Annotated in this window: 14 protein-coding genes and 1 pseudogene; 9 read left to right on the top strand and 6 right to left on the bottom strand. The window is 71.2% G+C overall.

The features are described 5' to 3' along the window. Positions 1 to 247: 247 nt before the first annotated feature. The 3 genes from NBZ85_RS14010 to NBZ85_RS14000 form a co-directional block, all read right to left on the bottom strand. The gene (locus NBZ85_RS14010) at positions 248 to 1246 is read right to left on the bottom strand and encodes a polysaccharide deacetylase family protein (protein WP_261562039.1); all 999 of its coding nucleotides are present in this window, start codon (positions 1244 to 1246) and stop codon (positions 248 to 250) included. A 786-nt stretch (positions 1247 to 2032) separates the two neighbouring features. Then, on the bottom strand, positions 2033 to 2662 hold the full coding sequence (locus NBZ85_RS14005; RefSeq protein WP_261562038.1) for a DUF6542 domain-containing protein: 630 nt from the start codon (positions 2660 to 2662) through the stop codon (positions 2033 to 2035). Continuing rightward, positions 2662 to 4203 carry a DNA recombination protein RmuC gene (locus tag NBZ85_RS14000; protein WP_261557525.1) on the bottom strand — a complete coding sequence of 514 codons (1542 nt, stop codon included), beginning with the start codon at positions 4201 to 4203 and terminating at the stop codon, positions 2662 to 2664. Before NBZ85_RS14000 ends, NBZ85_RS14005 begins: the two co-directional genes overlap by 1 nt. Before the next feature lie 157 nt (positions 4204 to 4360). On the opposite strand from NBZ85_RS14000, the gene ychF reads away from it, so the two are divergent. Together ychF and NBZ85_RS13990 are read left to right on the top strand one after the other, a co-directional pair. After that, positions 4361 to 5437: a redox-regulated ATPase YchF gene (ychF, locus tag NBZ85_RS13995; RefSeq protein WP_261562037.1), complete on the top strand. Its 1077-nt coding sequence runs from the start codon at positions 4361 to 4363 to the stop codon at positions 5435 to 5437. Positions 5438 to 5818: 381 nt separating this feature from the next. After that, positions 5819 to 6232, top strand: coding sequence for a DUF952 domain-containing protein (locus NBZ85_RS13990; RefSeq protein ID WP_261557530.1), 414 nt, complete (start codon positions 5819 to 5821; stop codon positions 6230 to 6232). On the opposite strand, the gene NBZ85_RS13985 is transcribed toward NBZ85_RS13990, so the two are convergent. Continuing rightward, a complete protein-coding gene (locus NBZ85_RS13985; RefSeq protein ID WP_261557532.1) occupies positions 6207 to 7268 on the bottom strand; it encodes a DNA glycosylase family protein in 1062 nt (353 codons plus the stop codon). The genes NBZ85_RS13990 and NBZ85_RS13985 overlap by 26 nt on opposite strands. A 56-nt stretch (positions 7269 to 7324) precedes the next feature. Continuing rightward, positions 7325 to 7624 (bottom strand): 4a-hydroxytetrahydrobiopterin dehydratase, encoded by a 300-nt coding sequence (locus NBZ85_RS13980; protein WP_261557533.1) that lies wholly within the window; start codon positions 7622 to 7624, stop codon positions 7325 to 7327. 241 nt (positions 7625 to 7865) lie between these two features. On the opposite strand from NBZ85_RS13980, the gene NBZ85_RS13975 reads away from it, so the two are divergent. From NBZ85_RS13975 to NBZ85_RS13950, 6 genes are all read left to right on the top strand, one after another. After that, on the top strand, positions 7866 to 8384 hold the full coding sequence (locus NBZ85_RS13975; protein ID WP_261557535.1) for a (deoxy)nucleoside triphosphate pyrophosphohydrolase: 519 nt from the start codon (positions 7866 to 7868) through the stop codon (positions 8382 to 8384). 401 nt (positions 8385 to 8785) lie between these two features. Further along, positions 8786 to 9478, top strand: coding sequence for an FHA domain-containing protein (locus tag NBZ85_RS13970; protein WP_261557536.1), 693 nt, complete (start codon positions 8786 to 8788; stop codon positions 9476 to 9478). A 287-nt stretch (positions 9479 to 9765) separates the two neighbouring features. Then, entirely contained in the window at positions 9766 to 10791 is a 1026-nt protein-coding gene (locus NBZ85_RS13965; RefSeq protein ID WP_261562036.1) for a hypothetical protein, read from the top strand. 142 nt (positions 10792 to 10933) lie between these two features. Beyond that, a complete protein-coding gene (locus tag NBZ85_RS13960; protein WP_261562035.1) occupies positions 10934 to 13759 on the top strand; it encodes a DUF4407 domain-containing protein in 2826 nt (941 codons plus the stop codon). Between the two features lie 25 nt (positions 13760 to 13784). Next, positions 13785 to 14912, top strand: coding sequence for a S1 family serine peptidase (locus NBZ85_RS13955; protein WP_261557545.1), 1128 nt, complete (start codon positions 13785 to 13787; stop codon positions 14910 to 14912). Between the two features lie 11 nt (positions 14913 to 14923). Further along, positions 14924 to 15925, top strand: a complete 1002-nt coding sequence (locus NBZ85_RS13950; RefSeq protein WP_261557546.1) for a hypothetical protein — start codon at positions 14924 to 14926, stop codon at positions 15923 to 15925. Positions 15926 to 16022: 97 nt separating this feature from the next. Here NBZ85_RS13950 and NBZ85_RS13945 read toward each other — a convergent pair whose 3' ends face one another. Continuing rightward, positions 16023 to 16145: a hypothetical protein gene (locus NBZ85_RS13945; RefSeq protein ID WP_261557549.1), complete on the bottom strand. Its 123-nt coding sequence runs from the start codon at positions 16143 to 16145 to the stop codon at positions 16023 to 16025. Positions 16146 to 16167: 22 nt separating this feature from the next. Here NBZ85_RS13945 and NBZ85_RS13940 point away from each other — a divergent pair. Further along, positions 16168 to 16375, top strand: a pseudogene (locus NBZ85_RS13940) (hypothetical protein); the annotation flags it as partial.

The raw sequence follows: 16375 nt of genomic DNA, 5'->3' as shown, positions 1-16375 counted from the left end.
CACCACCCCCGGCCTCGCCACCCCCGCGGCCGTTCAGTAGGCGAGTGATTCCGAACCGTCTCTTGTTGCTGTGTTTCCGTACCTACCCCACCGTCGAACCTCGGACCACGAACGTTCACCGGTAACGGCCGATCGCGGTGCGTGGGAAGCGTTGCGGTGCGATGCGCACGATCCGCAGGGCTCAGACCGTGCAAAACGCACCGCTACCGGCCCCGCCCTGGATCGAACTCGCTCGCCTGGCGTCCGTCTAGCGTTCCCGTCTCGTCGCCGCAGGCCGAACCGTCTCGGATTCGGCGCTGACGCTGGCCGCGGCGGCGTCAGCGGTGGCTCCCGCATCCCGGCTGGCTGCTGAATCCGGGCTGGCTGCTGTGGCCGTAGCGTGGGCTGGACTGGGGATGACCGTGGTGCCCGCGATGGCACCGGAGGCTGCGGCGGGTTCGGGTAGCCGGGGCTCGGAGCGGCCGAGACGGGGGCGGAACGGGCCGGTGGAGCGGGCCACGCGGGGAAGCCGCAAGGCATGGCCCCGGGGCGGCGCCGGATGCGGCTCGGACCGGCCGACTCCCTCCAGCCAGGCCTGTAGCCGGCTGTCCGGCGTCGTCGCGTCGACCGTCAGGCGGGCCAGGGCGAAGCGGTCGTCGGCGGGATGGGACAGCATGTCGCGTACCGCGCAGGCCGAGCTGTACCCGGCGGAGATCACCAACTGGCGGACGGACAGGTCGTAGCCGCCGCCGGGGTAGGCGAACGTGCGCGGCTCATCCCCGATCGCGACGGCGAGGCGGCGCCGGGAAAGCGTCAGCTCCGCGATCACGTCAGTGCGGGCCAGCTCGTTCAGCGGCCGGCCGGTGTGCCCGGACCCGCCGATCTCTATTCCCAGCCCGCGGATGCGATGTAGGTCAGCCCGATGGAAATAGCCCGGATCACCAACACGTGAACTGGTCACGAAGACCGTGGCCGTCAGCCCCCACTCGGCCAGGCACCGCAGCGCGTTCATTGTTTCCGCGCCGCCGTCGTCGAAGGTGATGACGAGCGGATTCTTCGGGGCGGAGGCGACGCCGAGGGAAGCGACGTATCCGGACACCGTCATCGGCTGACGGCCGGCGGCGGCGATCAGGCGGCAGTGCCGCGCGAACGTCGGGAACGGCATGGGCCGACGCGGTGCGCCGCGGGTGGTGTGCGGGTCGAGTGAGCGGTAACGCAGGACCGGGATCATCTGCTCGCGCCGGGCTGTCCGTAGACCGAGCGTCATCGCGGTCCAGGCGCGGGGCGGCGCGCGTCCCGCTCGCCGGGCGGTTCGGTCGAAGCGAACGACAAGCGGGCCTCCCTGCGAACGCCGCGAGCATGGACGCGGCATCGGGTAATGGCGCCGAAGTGCGTCCGAGGAGTGAGTCCGTGATGCGGCATGGAATGTAGCATGCGTGGCCCCAATAGCCGGCGAACCCGGATCGCCGGTACCTTGCCGGCCCTCCGTCGACACCCGTCATCATTGTGCTGATTATGAAAACAGAACTTTTCCGAGAGGTGTCGCCGCGCAATCAGTGGATCGCTGGGGGCGCGGATGTGGTGTGGAAGTTGCGACTGGTGCGTCCGGTGATCGCCTGGAGCGGTCGGCGCCAGGCCCGGTGCGGACCGTCAGCACCACGCCGGATGGTCGGCTGCGGGGGTACGGCGGCAGGGCGTCGGGATGGCGGCAGGGCGTCGGGGTGGCGGATCGGCACGCAATGTGCCCGGCGCCGGCAGGGGGACCGGGAAGGTCAGGACGCCTGGCCGCCGCCGGAGCGGCGCGGCTGGATGCGGGTGAAGGATCGGCAGTCGCAGCGCGCGCACTCGTGGCCCTTGCGGTAGTGCTGGTGCAGATCGCGGCTGTGGCCGCAGCGGCACCGACCCCACCACGAAGAGATCGCTCCCACGGAGAGCCTCCCTTTCTTGGCGCCACCACCCGATGACACTACCCGTACGCGTTCGGGCACCGTGGGGGCCGTGGGGGCCGTGAGGGCCGTGAGGGGCTGGTGCGCGGCCGGGAGGGCTTAGTGACTTAGTGAGGGGGGCGTCGGCGGCGCTCGGCGCCTGGCGGCTGGGCGAGGGCGCGCTGGCGCTCCCGCCGGGCGACCTGCGCGCGCCGGCCGCGGAAGACTGCGATGAGGGCGACGAGCAGGAAGGCTGCGAGCAGGATGGGGGCGTGCAGGATCATCTCCGAGCCGATGTCGATCGCCTTGTTCCGCAGCCCGGAACTGCCGTCGCCGGTGGAGGGATCAAGATAGCCGACACCGATCGTGATGAGCGCGTACACCAGCGGTGGCATGATCACCACGCCGATCAGATCGTCGGTGTGGACCCGCGCCGCGACGAGCACACAGGCGCCGATGAACAGCGTGCCGAACGCGTACTTCAGCGAGCCGAAGGCGACCGAGTCGGTGAGGGCGCCGACGCCGCCGATAACCAGCACGATGATCCCGGTTCCGAGCGCGGTGAGTCCCCGCCTGCTGCCGGTGAACAGCGTGGGCGGCGGTGCGCTCGTGCGGCCCCGCGAGCCGCGGACATACGGATCGTCGAACCTGTCGGCGCGCGCGGATCTACCCGGCGGCCCGGCTGACTGCCGATGTGGCGGCACACTCACGAAGGCAAGGTACCGCCCGGGGATTTCGAATGCGTCAGGACGATGCATCAGACCGCGGCGTCGGCTCCCGTGTCGGAACCTTCGGTGGTCGAACCACTCCCTTGCGTCGTCCAGTCATTGTCTTTCCGGTCGTTTGCCCTCGATGTCCTTGCTTCCACTTCCGGTGAGGTCCGATAGCCGACATCCCCGGGCGCGCCGACGGCCGTGGCCGCAGCCGACGCGGGCCGGCGCTCCCCACCGGCCAGAAGTTCGGCCGCGGACAGTGGGCGCACACCGGTTTCCACGGGGGTGGGGCTCGGCAGGACCGCCTCGACGACCTCCATCGCCGCCAGCCGGCGGGCGGGGGTCAGCACCCGGCTCTCCAGCGAGCCGACGGTCGCGTTGAAATCCACGACCGCCCGCCCGAGCGAGCGGCCGAGCCTGTCGACGTGCTCGCCGAGCGTGCCCAGGCGCGTGTAGAGATCCCGGCCGAGCTCGAAGATCTCCCGGGTCCGCGCGGTCAGGGCCTCCTGGGTCCAGGCGTACGCGATCGTCCGCAGCATCGCGATCAGCGTCGTCGGGGTGGCGATGATGACCTTCCTGGCGGCGGCGTACTCCAGCAGGCCGGGGTCGTGGTCGAGCGCCGGGGCGAGAAATGCCTCGGCGGGCACGAACAGCACCACGAACTCCGGCGAGGACGGCAGCCGCCGCCAGTACGCCTTGGCGCCGAGCCCGTCGACGTGGGCGCGCAGGTGCCGGGCATGGGCGGCCATCCGACCGGCGCGGTGCTCCTCGTCGGTGCTCTCGGCGGCGTCGAGGAAGGCGGCCAGCGGGACCTTCGCGTCGACGACGACGTTTCGCCCGCCGGCGAGGTGGACCACCATGTCGGGCCGCAGGGGGCCGTCGTCGCCCTGGACGGTCATCTGCTCGGTGAAGTCGCAGCGGTTGAGCATGCCGGCGACCTCGGCGACGCGGCGCAGCTGCATCTCCCCCCACGCCCCACGGGCCTGCGGCCGGCGCAGGACCGTGACCAGCGCCGCCGTCTCGGACCGCAGGCTCTCGGAGGCCTCCCGGGAGAAGCGGACCTGCTCGACGAGCGACGCGTATGCCTCGGTGCGGGCCGTTTCCAGCTCCCGCAGCCGGCTCTCCACTCGGCCGAGGGTGTCGCGCAGGGGGGCGACCATGCTCTCCACCGCCGCGCGGCGAGCGTCGAGATCGCCGCGGGCGCGCGCACCGGCCTCGTCGAGCCGGGCGGTGGCGAGCTCCACGAGCTGGTGGCTCGCCCCCTGGAGCGCCTGCGCGGACAGCGCCTGGAAGCTCTCGGCGAGCCGCTGCTGGCTCTGCTCGACCAGGGCCACCCGCTCGGCGCCCGCACGCTGCTCGTACTCCAGGGCCGTGCGCAGGCCGGACACGTCCGACTCGGCGAGCTGGGCCCGCTCGGTGCTTGCCGCGGCGGCCACGCGGGCCTCGTCGCGCTCGCGCAGCACTGTCGCGTGCGCGGCCGCGAGCGCCGCGTGGCGTGGATCGGCCAGCCGGCGGGCGGCGAGAAAGCCGCCCACGGCACCGAGAGCCAGCCCGAGGAGGGTCAGCAGCGCACTGGAGGTGTCCACAACGGGAAGACAATCACGACCCTCCGCCGGTTTTGCGGCAAGCCGCCCAACGGCGTGGCGTCCGGACAGACCGGCCGACGTCCCCACCGGACCGGCTCGCTCCGGCTCGCCTGGACCCCGCCGGCGTGCTCCCCGCCGGCCCGTAGACTGATCCGCCATGGGCTTGTCGATCGGTATCGTCGGGCTGCCCAACGTCGGCAAGTCCACGTTGTTCAACGCCCTGACGCGCAATGATGTGCTGGCCGCGAACTACCCGTTCGCGACGATCGAGCCGAACGTCGGCGTCGTCGGCGTTCCCGACTCGCGGCTCGACGAGCTGGCGAAGCTGTACGACAGCGCCCGCGTGGTGCCCGCGACGGTCAGCTTCGTCGACATCGCCGGCCTCGTCCGCGGCGCGTCGGAGGGCCAGGGCCTCGGTAACCGCTTCCTCGCGAACATCCGCGAGTCCGACGCGGTCTGCCAGGTCGTCCGGGTGTTCTCCGATCCCGACGTCGTGCACGTCGAGGGCAAGGTCGACCCGGCCGACGACATCGAGACGATCAACACCGAGCTCATCCTCGCCGACCTGCAGACCCTCGACGCCCGGCTGCCGAAGCTGGAGAAGGAGGCCCGCGCGGACAAGGCGAAGCAGCCGCTGCTCGCCGCCGTCAAGGCCGCCCGCGAGGTCCTCGACGCTGGCCGCACGATCTCCTCCGAGCCGAAGATCGACCGGGATGCGCTGCGCGAGCTGTTCCTGCTCACCGCGAAGCCGTTCCTGTACGTGTTCAACGTCGACGAGGACGTCCTCGCCGACCCCGGCCGGTACAAGGATCTCGTCGAGTCGGTCGCCCCCGCCGACGCGATCGTGCTGTGCGCCAAGGTCGAGGCCGAGCTCGCCGAGCTGGACGACGCCGACGCCGCCGAGCTGCTGGCCTCCCTCGGCCAGGAGGTCAGCGGCCTGGCCCAGCTCGCCCGGATCGGCTTTCACACCCTCGGCCTGCAGACCTTCCTCACCGCCGGCCCGAAGGAGTCGCGCGCCTGGACGATCAGGGCCGGCGCGACCGCCCCGGAGGCCGCCGGCGCCATCCACACCGACTTCCAGCGCGGCTTCATCAAGGCCGAGATCGTCTCCTTCGGCGAGCTCATCGCCGCCGGATCGATGGTCGCCGCCCGCGCCGCCGGCAAGGTCCGCATGGAGGGCAAGGACTACGTCATGGCCGACGGCGACGTCGTCGAATTCCGCTTCAACGTCTGACAGGCGGTGCTCCCGCAGGTCCGCGGCACGAACTGACCACCTGGACCAACCGCTTTTCCGCGCCGATCCTGGTCGCTACGATCCGTTGGTGATCGGTGCCCCCAGCAGCGGCGGGAGGGCCGGCTGGCGGGATTAGTGCAGCCCCTCGGATTTTCCCTTCCCGTCCTGCTGTCACGTTCCGTGATGTCTGGCGGGGCGGCTCCGCTCCCGTGCACGCTTCCTCGCGGGGCGGTGCCAGGGGGCCGTCCGGCGGCGAGGCGGGCGCTGTCTGACATCACACCCCGTCACCGAGCACCGGAAATGAACTGGTGAGTGGCCGCGCTGGATCATGTTGGTCGGCCCGGCCGGAATCGGGCGCTGGCTGGAGGCGGGAGAGGGCGGATGGACGTGGCGGACGACGAGCAGTCGGGGGACGAGCGGGTGATCTGTCATCTGGTCGGGCGGACCGAGTGGTCGGTGGGGGCGGCCGGGTATCGGCCGGCGAGCCTCGGCACCGAGGGGTTCATCCACTTCTCGACGCCGGCACAGATCGCGGGCACCGCCAACCGGTTCTACTCGGGACGGGACGACCTGCTGCTTGTCGTCGTCGACCCGGAGCGGCTCACCGCCCCGCTGCGCTGGGAACCACCCGCCGTCGTTGAGCCGGCGGTTCCCGCGCCGGGGCTTCCCGCGCCGGTGACGGGGGAGCTGTTTCCGCACCTGTATGGGCCGATCGATGCCGGGGCGGTGGCGGCGGTCATCCCGTTCCCGCCGGGGGCGGACGGCTCGTTCAGCGTTCCGTCCACCCTCTGGTGAGCTCCAGCCAGCACACCGTGCCGGCCCAGCGGCCGAAGCGGGCGTAGCGGGCGTGGATCTCTCGCTCGTCCGCCGGGCCGGGTAGGCCGGCGAGCTCGCCGATCCGGGCTTTGGCCCAGGTGTCGAGGGCGAGCCCGCGCGGGCGGCCGAGCAGGCCGAGCAGGCCGTCGGCGCTGATCGGGCCGAAGCCGGGCAGGGCGCGGATCTCGGCGGCCACCTCGGCGTCGCCTGGGCCGTCCGGGCCGCGGTTCCACCAGCGTTCGATGTCGAGAGTGCCGGCGTCGATCCGCTGGGCGAGCAGGGCCAGCGACCCGGCACGGTAGCCCCAGCCGGCCTGGTCACGCAGGATCTCGGGGCCGTGCTCGGTGACGCCGCGAGCGACCGCCGCCGCGTTCGGGAACGCCCGTTCCCCGGCCGGGCCTCGCGCGCCGAACAGCTCCACCAGCGCGGCGAGCATCGACCGGGTGCGGGTCAGCGCGGCGTTCGTCGCGGCGAGCGCCCGCACCAGGTCCTCCCAGCTGCTCGGGGAGCGCAGCAGCCGGCCATGGCCGCCGGCCGCGACCCAGGCCAGCTCCGGCTCGCCGGCCAGTGCGGCATACAGGCCGGACAGGTCCTCGTCGAGCGCGAGCGCGTGGCGGGCCTGGCGGCGGATGGCCGCCCGATCGGCGTCGCCACCGGTCGTCCGGCCCCAGCTGATGACCAGGTGCGGACCGACGCCGCCGGGCAGCGCGTCACCCGGCGCTCCGCTCCGTGGCCCGCCGCGGTTCGGCAGGCCGGGCGCGGCTGCTTCGCGGACAGTGATGGTCAGCGGGCCGGCCTGCGGGGTGGCCAGGACGCGGTGCCAAACGCCTCGGTCGATGTCGAAGCAGGACGGCCCGAGCCCGCTCGCCGCGTGGCTGAGCGCGACCGCGGCGAGCCGGAAGCCGGGCGGCAGCGGGCCGAGGCACAGCGTGCCGGCGCGGGGGAGATCGGCGCCGGCCGGCAGCCGGCCGAACCGGCCGCCGGCACGGATCTCCGCCGCAGCCTGCGCGCCCACTGTCCGCGATCACCTCCGTCATGCGCCTGAGGTGATCATGTCGCATGTCGGATCGGTCAGTAGGAAACGCCCGCCGAGTGGAGGATCTGGGAGATCTTCCGGGCCAGGGCGACGTCCAGCTCGGTGACGCCGCCGACGGAGTGCGTCCAGACGGTGAACGTGGTGCTCCCCGGCCCGTGTTCGACCACCGGATGGTGATCCAGCTCGTCGGCCGCGCGCAGCACCTCGGTGGTGATCGCGTCGGCCTCGTCGCCGTCGACCAGGATCTCCAGCTGGATCCGGTCGGCGTCGCCGAGCCAGCCGGGAAGCGACGCCAGTGCGTCCGTGACCTCGGCGCTGTCCAGTTTGGTCGGCATGCTGCTGCCCTCCGTCGGGTGGGGTCCGGGGTCCGACGACCTCCGGGCCGGGGTTGACTCGCTGTGTGCCTAGCCGCTTACGGGGTGTTCGGTACGACGGCGCGCCGGGCCAGGCGCCGATCCGCCGTCGGAGCAGCTCACCTGCCTGGTCAACAGCTATCAGGTAGCCCGAACGGGCCATCCGACCCGATCCGCGGGTATCCGATCCATCGACGGTCGGAGTCTGGGAGAGTCCGGCGTCATGACTGCGGATGTGGGCGGCCCGGGTGCCTGCGCTTCTACCCCGCCGAAACGGCCGGCAACGTCCGGGGAGCAGACCGTCGGCGGCGCATCGGTGTCGCGGGGTCGGCTGGTCGTCGCCGTCGCACTCCTCGACGACGAGCGCCGGGTGCTGGCCGCCCGGCGCCGGGAGCCGCCGGCCTACGCCGGGATGTGGGAGTTTCCCGGCGGCAAGGTCGAGCCGGGCGAGGATGAGCTCGACGCGCTCGTGCGGGAGTGCCGGGAGGAGCTCGACGTCGAGATCGAGGTCGGGCCGCCGCTGGGCGAGGTGGGCCTGGCGAGCCCGGGGTGGATTCTGCGGGTCTGGTTCGGGCGGGTCGTCGGGCGCAGTCCCCGCCTGCTCGATCACGACGAGCTGCGCTGGCTGGCCGCCGGCGAGCTCGACGATGTCCGCTGGATGCCGGCGGACGGCCCGCTCGTCGAGAAGCTCCGCGACGCGCTGACCGGCCCGGACCCGATCCGCTGGCCCCAGCGGCCCTGAGCCGCTCCGCTGGCCCCGGCGCCCGAGCCCCGAGCCCCGGCCATCCCCGAGGTTGATCGTTCCGGGGGATGTTCCTTCATCTGGTGGGACGGTCGGCCTGGCCGATCGACGCGGGCGCGGTGACGGCGGTCGTCCCGTTCCCGCCGGCGGCGGACGCCACGTTCGCGGTGCCGCCCACCCTCTGGTGAGATCGCCGGGGGTGCACGGGAGAGGGCTCGTCGTAGTGCTTCTTGCGGACCCGACGATTGAGCCAGGATGCAGCAGGAAGCGTCCTGACGTGCCACCGGTGGGGCCGAGGGGGTGACGGTTCGCCATCCGTGGCGTATACGAATCCGGCGCAGATGTCTTTCATTCGTATAGAAGCAGCCGGGGGGCCTGCGTGACGGGGGAGGAATGCTGCCATGGTTCCGCTCTTCTGGATCTGTCTGGTCTTTGTTGCGGTAGCGTGGAGCTTCCATCGTGTCGTGTGGGACCTTGCGCTGCTGGCGCAGCTCAGTGAGCGCCCAGGCCGGAGTCGGCCCGTCAATGGACCAGAGACCGCCTGGGCCACCGCCGACCGTGAGCCGATGCGGTTACGTGCCTTCGTGGCCGGGGCTGAAGGTCGGGGCGTCGGGCCTGACCTGCAGGTCGTCCCATCGCGTCCGGTCGGCTCGGACCGTCGGGAGCAACGATTCGGTCCCGATCAGGGCCGTCCACCCCACCGCGCCGTGCCCGGCGGGGCAGCACCACGTGCGGTTGCCCGGTTGGTGCCGCGCAGACCCGGGCCCGGCCTGGAACTGATCGTCTCGCCGCGCGGTGCGGTGCTTGGGCGGGCGCCCTCCGGGCGTGGCGATCTCGACCGTCTGGTGATCCCGTACAACACGGTCTCCCGACAACAATGTGTAATTATGCCCCTTTCGGGCGGTTTTTGGCAGGTAGAAGATCTCGATAGCGTCAATGGAACCTTCGTGAACGGCGAGCGCGTCACGGTGCCCGTTCCACTGTCCGATGGTGACGTGCTGGGTTTCGGACGAGGAGTCTCGCTGCGATTCGAAGTTGACACCTCTTCGGACCGGGCAGCGCGATCCGGTCCGTCCGGGCAGCACGTGAGCTGAAACTTTCGCCGGATCGGCAGGAGAGGCGAGACACCTACCGCCACCGCCACCGCCAACTCCGCTCCCGGAATGGAGCATCTCTGGCCGGTCGCCTCGAGCACCCTCGGTATGTGTCTGCGTTGCGTATAGGCGGCGTGGAGTCGTGCAATGATCTGCGCGACGGGGGAGGGACAGAGGTGACGAGCCCACATGCGCACAGCCGAGGACAGCACACTGACCAGGAAGACGGGTCGGTAGAGTCCGGCGGTACGAGAAAACGTCCGGCACTTGGCGGTTGTGATGTCGTCATGGTTGACGATGTCGTGGATATCTGGACCGACTACCGCGTGGGCCGCGAGCGCGGAACGCGGGAGGCGTTTGAATCCGGCGCCGGCGATGGCCGGGTGGTCCGCGTCCGCGGTGTCCCACTGACGCACAGCCTGACTGCCCGCAGCCATCTCACGGTCGGCCGGGAACCCGGCAGTCGGTCGGTGGAATGTTTCTGCGCGGGTGAGTGTGAGTTGCTGACCGTGCCGCCGCCGATCCGGTCGGACGGTCGTCCCGTGCGCGAGCGTCCGCTGTCGGCGATCCAGGTCCACCTGTGGCGAGAGGACCCCGAGGGCGCCTGGCGAGTCCGTAACGTCGGCCTCAATCCGGTCCGTTATCAGCGTTGGGGCCATCGCTTCGACGAGATGTCGGTCGTCAGCACCGACCGGGACGGGACCCCGCTCGCTGGTCGGACGACACTGTGGATCCCGGACGACGGCACGCGCCGGCGGCTTCTGGTCGTGCCACGAGGGGGCGGACGCCAGCGGGACGAGGCTGGCTCGGCCCCGCGCCTGAGCAGGGCGATATCGGTGCGCACGGCCAGAGAGCCGGAGGCACCGACGCTGGCCCCGCTCCCGTCGAGCCAGCTCCACGGCCTCATGTCCATCTTCCCCGAGCATCTGTCGTTCCCCGCGCTGCGCAACCCGCGTATCTATGGCCGCAAGGATCTGGGCGGTCGGTACGACGCAGCCCGTGGCGCGGTCCGGTACGTGATTGGCAAGCTCGATGAAATCGGCTGGCGCCATCCCAAGATGATGGACACCGACGGCCGTCCGCGTCCGCCCACCGAGGGCGGCGGGCGGGCCGGGACCGAGGACGTTGTCCGCATTGAGGTCCTGGAAGAGCTGCTCACTCGTGGGACCGTCCGCTTCGAGGATGTCGCGGACGCCGCCCGGCGTCTGGAAGCCGGGGCCGGTCCCGTCGTAGGGCTGTACCTCCTCGATCCGGCGGGCCAGGTCATCGCTGACGGGCGGTCAGCCCTCGGCGGACGGTCAGCCTCGGACTGAAGGCCGCCGCTCGGCCGGCCCGGTCCGCTGCCCGGTGGCGCATGGCTGGCAGCGCGCCACACATGGCGTTTCGGAACCTTTCGCTGGCTAGAAGGCTGACGACATGGAGGCCCAGCCGGGCCTGACGCGAGAGGGGTCGACGATGGCCGACCTTACGCAGAGTCACTCTGCCCCTGACAACGGCGAGCGAGGCGGCCTCGGCCACGCGTTGTCGACCGCGATCTCGAAGCCGGTCAACATCCTCATCCGGCTGTCCGGAGCCCGCCCCGCCCTGCTCGAGAGCCCGGGCGAGCGGGCGGGCTACGCCGCGCTCGGCCTGAGCATGCTCATCGTCGCCGCGGTGCAGTTCATGAGCGCGCGGATCTTCCTGACTCTGTTCCTCGACGGGCGCGCGTTGGGCGCGATCAGCGGCGGCGACGGGGGCTCCGGTGCGGCCGCGCTGATGCGGAATCTCGGGTACTCGCCCGCGGCGGCCGTATGGGCGCTCCTTGTGTATGCACTGGAGCTGTCGATCACGAGCCAGATCACCGGGACCGAGCCGACGCAGGAGGTCGAGGCGGCGCTCACGAGCCGAGGGCGCCTGCGCGGCCGCTGGGGCCGGGTCGGGCTGTCCATCGCCTTTGGCGTCGTGATCTCGGAAATGATCGCTCAGCTGCTGTTCGCCTCCAGCTTCACGACACTCGTCGAGGCTGATCACGCGAAAGAGAACGCCCGGGCGCTGGCTGTGGCGAAGAAGGTCACGTCCGGTGCTGTGGCGGCCGGAATCATCGGGCCGAACGGGAAGCCGGTCGGGGCCTACGCTGAGCTGCTCGGTGCGCGGAATGAGCTGGCGGCCAAGACCAACGAGGCTCGCCAGCGGTACGCCTGCGAGCAGAACGGCAACGTCAGCAGCATCACCAGCAATCCGGACAGCACGGTCGACTGCAAGGCGTACCCCGGTACCGGGCGGCCGGGTTACGAGAACATCGCAGCCCAGCGCCAGCAGGAGTACACCGACGCGCGCAACGCCCAGTCCACCTGGGAGAACGCGCACGGGTCGGAGCTGACCAGCTTCATCCGCGAGGCCGGTGAGGTGGAGAAGGGCTCTGCGGCGACGCTTGAGGACGAGCAGGCGAGCATCGCCAGGGACGACGGTTTCGGCCCGCGCGTGGACGCGAGCATCGACTACCTGAGGTCGAGGCCGTGGACGCGAATCCCGGCCCGGCTGGCGCTGCTGGCGGCCGGGGTGCTGCTCGACCTCGTACCGATGATCATCAAGTCCGGCCTGGCCGGCTCCGTTTACGATGTCCGGCAGCGGCGGATGCGCCGGGCGGCGCTGTTGGACGAGATCGACGGGGCCCGCGCGGAGGACAACGAGCGACGCCGGACGACCGAGACGCGCGAGGCACTGTCCGAGGAGCGGGACCGGCGTTCCCGCGCCCAGGGCATCGCGCTGCTGGAGCTGGAGTTCGGCGACCCGGGCCCGGCCACGACCGGCCAGAACGGCGGCACGCGGGCGCTGCCGGACCTGAGCCGAGGCGCCCGCGTGCCGCCGGGCGCTCTCGCGCCCCTGGCCGCGCGGACGCGTCGGCACGACCCTGTCACCGGGGTGGCGCGGCCGCTGGCTGATCCGGCCGACCGCGGCCCGTATGCCGGGCGGATCTTCCAGGGCAGCAAGGGGCGCCGATTCCAGGCGGGGACCAAGCTGTCGGACGAGCAGCAGGGCAGCTACGGGACCGTGTACGTCGGAAAGGAGATCGGCGGGGAGAACATCCTGGTCGCCATCAAGATCATCGATCCCAAGCGGGCCAACAGCGAGCCGTACAAGGTCGCCTTTCGGCGGGAGACCGCGCCCCGTCGGGCGCATCCGGGTCTGGCGCCGCTGCTCGGACATGGCCGGCTGCCGGACGGCGCCCGATACTCGATCATTCCCTGGTACCAGGACACCCTCGCCGACTGGTATGCCAAGAACCGCGACACCCTGACGATCTCCACGATCGTCAGGGTGGCCGCGGAGATCGCGGACGGGCTCGCCGCGCTCAGTCCCTCGGTGCACAACGACGCCCACCCGCGAAACGTGGCCATCAACGACGCGAGGGCGGTCGTCTTCGACTTCGGCCTCACCCGGCTACCACCCAAGCTCCGCAGCATGAGGCTCCCGTCGAGTTTCGCGCCCGCCGGCACCTTGTACTTCTCCGCTCCGGAGAGGCTGTTCGACGGCGACGCCGGCGACGAGACGACCGAGGTGTACAGCCTCTACGCACTCGTCTACTGGTGCCTGGTCGGGGTGCCGCCGCTGGCGTTGGACGCAGAGGACGCCGGCGTCAACATGTCGTTCGAGCACGAGGTGCGACAGTACTGCCTCCGCCCGTATGCCAGGCAGTGCTCGTTGACCCATCGGCTGCCGGGGTTGCCGCCTGAGCTGTACCCACTGGCCGACCTTGTCGACCGACGGCTCAGCCACGACCGGATCGAGCGGGTGGAGGGTCTGCGGTCGAACCACATCCTCGAGGACGCGTGCGCGGAGTTGACCGATGTCTACGCCCACATCCGCGGGATCCCGGCCGGCCACCTGCTGGTCGGCGCACTGGCACCCGAGCGGCCGGGCCACGACGAGGCGACGCCGGACCGTTCCGAGCAGCCGGGCATGAGGCCGATGCCGTTCGAGGGGACCGTGGCCGAGACGACCCTGCGAGAGCCGGCGGAACACTCCGCCGACGCCGAGGGCCGTCGAGCGGGGGCGGCCGGCTCGCGGCCGGCCCCGGAGGACGACGTGCCGCTGGCCGCCGCGGCCGGCGGAATTCCAGGCGCCGAGCGGACGTCGGTCGAGGCCCTCGAACCGGACGGCCCGGTCACCCCCAGCCTCACGTTGGTGCCCGGCGGTATCGACGGCCGAGGTGATGGCGACGGCCCGGTGAACCCGATGATCCAGATCGATCGGGACGACGTCGGCGATGTAGCGGACTGGCCGGCCGAGGGGGATGGCTGATCGCATGTCGACATCAGCGGAGGGCATGGTCGAGTTCCTCGATCGTCTGGTGGGTCACGCAGGCAGACCGGAGCAGCAGTGGTGGCTGGGTCCGTCCTATACGCGGCTCGAGCGGATCATCGCCGATCGTGGGCAGGCGGCATCGGTCGGATTCACGGCGGCCTGGGCCGTCTGCTCGCCGACGCTGGAGACGCTCGCTCCGGCTCTGCCGTCCGACTTCCCGCTACCCGGTGCACACGCCCGGCAGGCCGTCGTCGCCCACGACTCGGCAGGCAACGGCTTTCCCCGGCGCTACGACCTGCTGATTCTCGATCCCGGCCACCGCGGTGAACCGGTGGTGTGGTCCACGTCGATCGGGCGGATTCTGGACCGGCTGGGCCGGCCCCTGCCCCACACGGCGGGAGCGTTGTGGGTGCACCCCGGTACTCCGGTCTACAGTTCGCAAGCGGTACGGACAGCGGCCCGCGCTCTGACCGACGCGGGATATCCGGTTGAACCGGATCTGCTGTGGGAGACAGTCCTCGAGTTCTTCTCGGTGGAGGTCGCCGTGGTGATCGTCCGTCAGCCCGAGGTCGTCCTGACGGGAGCTCCCCTGAGCGCGCTGGGCGTGGATGATCTTGCGGGAAAGCTCAAAGGCACGGTTGGTGTGATTGCCGCGACGTCGGCCGGGAAGATTGTCGCCACCACGGCATACCACGTGGTGCGGGATGAACCGGCGGGCTGCCTGATGCACGGTGAATACTCCGCCGTGACGGCCTGGGATGAGGCCACCGACAGCTGTGTGATCCCCGTTCCGGACGGCGTCCGGCTGCTCCCCACGCACGGCCACCGTGGGCCACGGCAGCTGAGTCCGGCGCAGCATACCGGCCATCGGTTCGACGGCGCGCAGTCGGGCCGGCAGGAGGCGCGGGTGACCGGTGTCGATCCGGGCATATACGCCGGCATTGGGTGGCGCATGCATTGGGTTTACACCGACAACGTCATTGCGCCCGGCGACTCGGGGGCGGCGCTGATCGATGTTGAGGACTACGTCGTCGGATTCGCGCACGGACATTCGCCCTACGGGGCGGCGCTTTCGTGCGCCGTCTGGGTCTGGGCCGCGCAGGTGTTCACCGCGCTCGGTCTCAGCCAACGGCATACCACTCTTACCTGAAGGGGGACCGCATGTCCTGGCTACACGGTGTACTGCGGGCAGGCGGCGAGCCGCTGCTGTTCGGCCAGCTCGACGACGCGGCCGGTGGTCAGGCGGTCGGTGGCGAGCTCGTCGCCGGAGCCTGTTACGTCTCAGCGAGTCTGCGGATCGCGCACATCGAGTTCGGGCGTCGCGGTACCCGTCGCCTCAGTGCCGTGACGAGTTGCTCGGCCCGGCTGAACTCGACCTGGCCGGGAGGGTCGGCGCAGCTCGGCGGCCTTGCTCTCGACGGCGCGCTCGCCGGCCTCGATCCAGCCCATCGCGGCCGGGTGATGGCTGTCGGTACCCCGCTCTTCGGCCCCGCTCCCTACTTCGGCGGTCCGCTGACGATGGAGGTAGGCCTCTTTTCGAGGACCGACAAGGACCTTGCCGAACCCTTCCTTCAGTTCGTCGGGAAGGTCGCCGACCTGGCTGCTGTCCCATTTGTTCCAATGGCGGCGGCGTTTCTGCCGTTGGTCGACGAAGGGCTCGCGCTGCTGCACGGTGCAGACGGCCTGGAGCTGGAGGCCGGTGTGGCCGCGACCTGGACCAGGCCCATACCCGGCACATTCGTCGTCGCCCGGGCCCGTGGGCGCACCCCGGCGATGGCCCGCCTGGAGCCGGACGGCCTCTTCTGGTCCTCCGGCGAGGCTGTGGTCGAGCCGCACCTCGTGTTCGACATCGTCGCGTCCGACCGGCGTGATGACTTCTCTGCCATCCCTGACATCGCCGCTGCCTGGACGGACCTTCGGGACGCGGTCCTTCGTGACCGCCATGATCAGGTCGACGAGGCCATGGCTCGACTGCGCCGGGCGGCCGCGTTCAACCCTGACCTGATTCCGGCGGACAGCGAACGTCTCGTCGGGTACGCGCAGGAGCGTATCGTCGCGGCACTGCCCGGTGGCCTCACGTCCTCGGCAGGTGCGAATCCCATCGACTTCCCCGAGTTGGCCGACGTCCCGCTCTACCCGGCCACGTCCTCGGCGATGTCGTGACGGCTGGACCCGGTGCCGCCCGGCCGCAGCGGCGAGGGCCGTCCCCGATGACCCTCGTCGGTTCCTTCAGGCGACTCTGCCGGATGCCGGGCCGGATCTAACAGGAGACGCCGGCCGCCTGCAGGAGCGGGGAGATGCGGCGGGCGAGGGTGATGTCGAGGTCGGTGACGCCGCCGGCGGGCACCGCGACGCGTCGGGGCGCGCCGTCGGCACGGTCCAATCACCAGCGTGACACCCGATGAATGGCACGATCCGGTCATCCGGCCCGATCCGCGGGGATCGCGTCCGTCGCCGTCGCACTCCTCGACGACGAGCGCCGGGAGGAGCGCGACGTCGAGATCGAGGTCGGGCCGCCGCTGGGCGAGGTGGGCCTGGCGTCCCGAGTCCCGGCCGCCTCAGAGGCTGACCGTTTCCAGGGTTCCTTGCGGGTACGGGGAGGTGGCGCGGGGG

The sequence above is a fragment of the Frankia tisae genome (genome assembly GCF_025403405.1).
Classification (GTDB): domain Bacteria; phylum Actinomycetota; class Actinomycetes; order Frankiales; family Frankiaceae; genus Frankia; species Frankia tisai.
This window is presented reverse-complemented; position numbering and strand designations above follow the sequence as displayed.

What these genes read in the sequence shown, in the direction of transcription:
- NBZ85_RS14010 (WP_261562039.1), bottom strand. Translation starts at nt 1,246, where the DNA reads ATGACGCTCGGTCTACGGACAGCCCGGCGCGAGCAGATGATCCCGGTC.
- NBZ85_RS14005 (WP_261562038.1), bottom strand. Translation starts at nt 2,662, where the DNA reads ATGCATCGTCCTGACGCATTCGAAATCCCCGGGCGGTACCTTGCCTTC.
- ychF (WP_261562037.1), top strand. Translation starts at nt 4,361, where the DNA reads ATGGGCTTGTCGATCGGTATCGTCGGGCTGCCCAACGTCGGCAAGTCC.
- NBZ85_RS13990 (WP_261557530.1), top strand. Translation starts at nt 5,819, where the DNA reads ATGGACGTGGCGGACGACGAGCAGTCGGGGGACGAGCGGGTGATCTGT.
- NBZ85_RS13980 (WP_261557533.1), bottom strand. Translation starts at nt 7,624, where the DNA reads ATGCCGACCAAACTGGACAGCGCCGAGGTCACGGACGCACTGGCGTCG.
- NBZ85_RS13975 (WP_261557535.1), top strand. Translation starts at nt 7,866, where the DNA reads ATGACTGCGGATGTGGGCGGCCCGGGTGCCTGCGCTTCTACCCCGCCG.
- NBZ85_RS13970 (WP_261557536.1), top strand. Translation starts at nt 8,786, where the DNA reads ATGGTTCCGCTCTTCTGGATCTGTCTGGTCTTTGTTGCGGTAGCGTGG.
- NBZ85_RS13965 (WP_261562036.1), top strand. Translation starts at nt 9,766, where the DNA reads ATGGTTGACGATGTCGTGGATATCTGGACCGACTACCGCGTGGGCCGC.
- NBZ85_RS13960 (WP_261562035.1), top strand. Translation starts at nt 10,934, where the DNA reads ATGGCCGACCTTACGCAGAGTCACTCTGCCCCTGACAACGGCGAGCGA.
- NBZ85_RS13955 (WP_261557545.1), top strand. Translation starts at nt 13,785, where the DNA reads ATGGTCGAGTTCCTCGATCGTCTGGTGGGTCACGCAGGCAGACCGGAG.
- NBZ85_RS13950 (WP_261557546.1), top strand. Translation starts at nt 14,924, where the DNA reads ATGTCCTGGCTACACGGTGTACTGCGGGCAGGCGGCGAGCCGCTGCTG.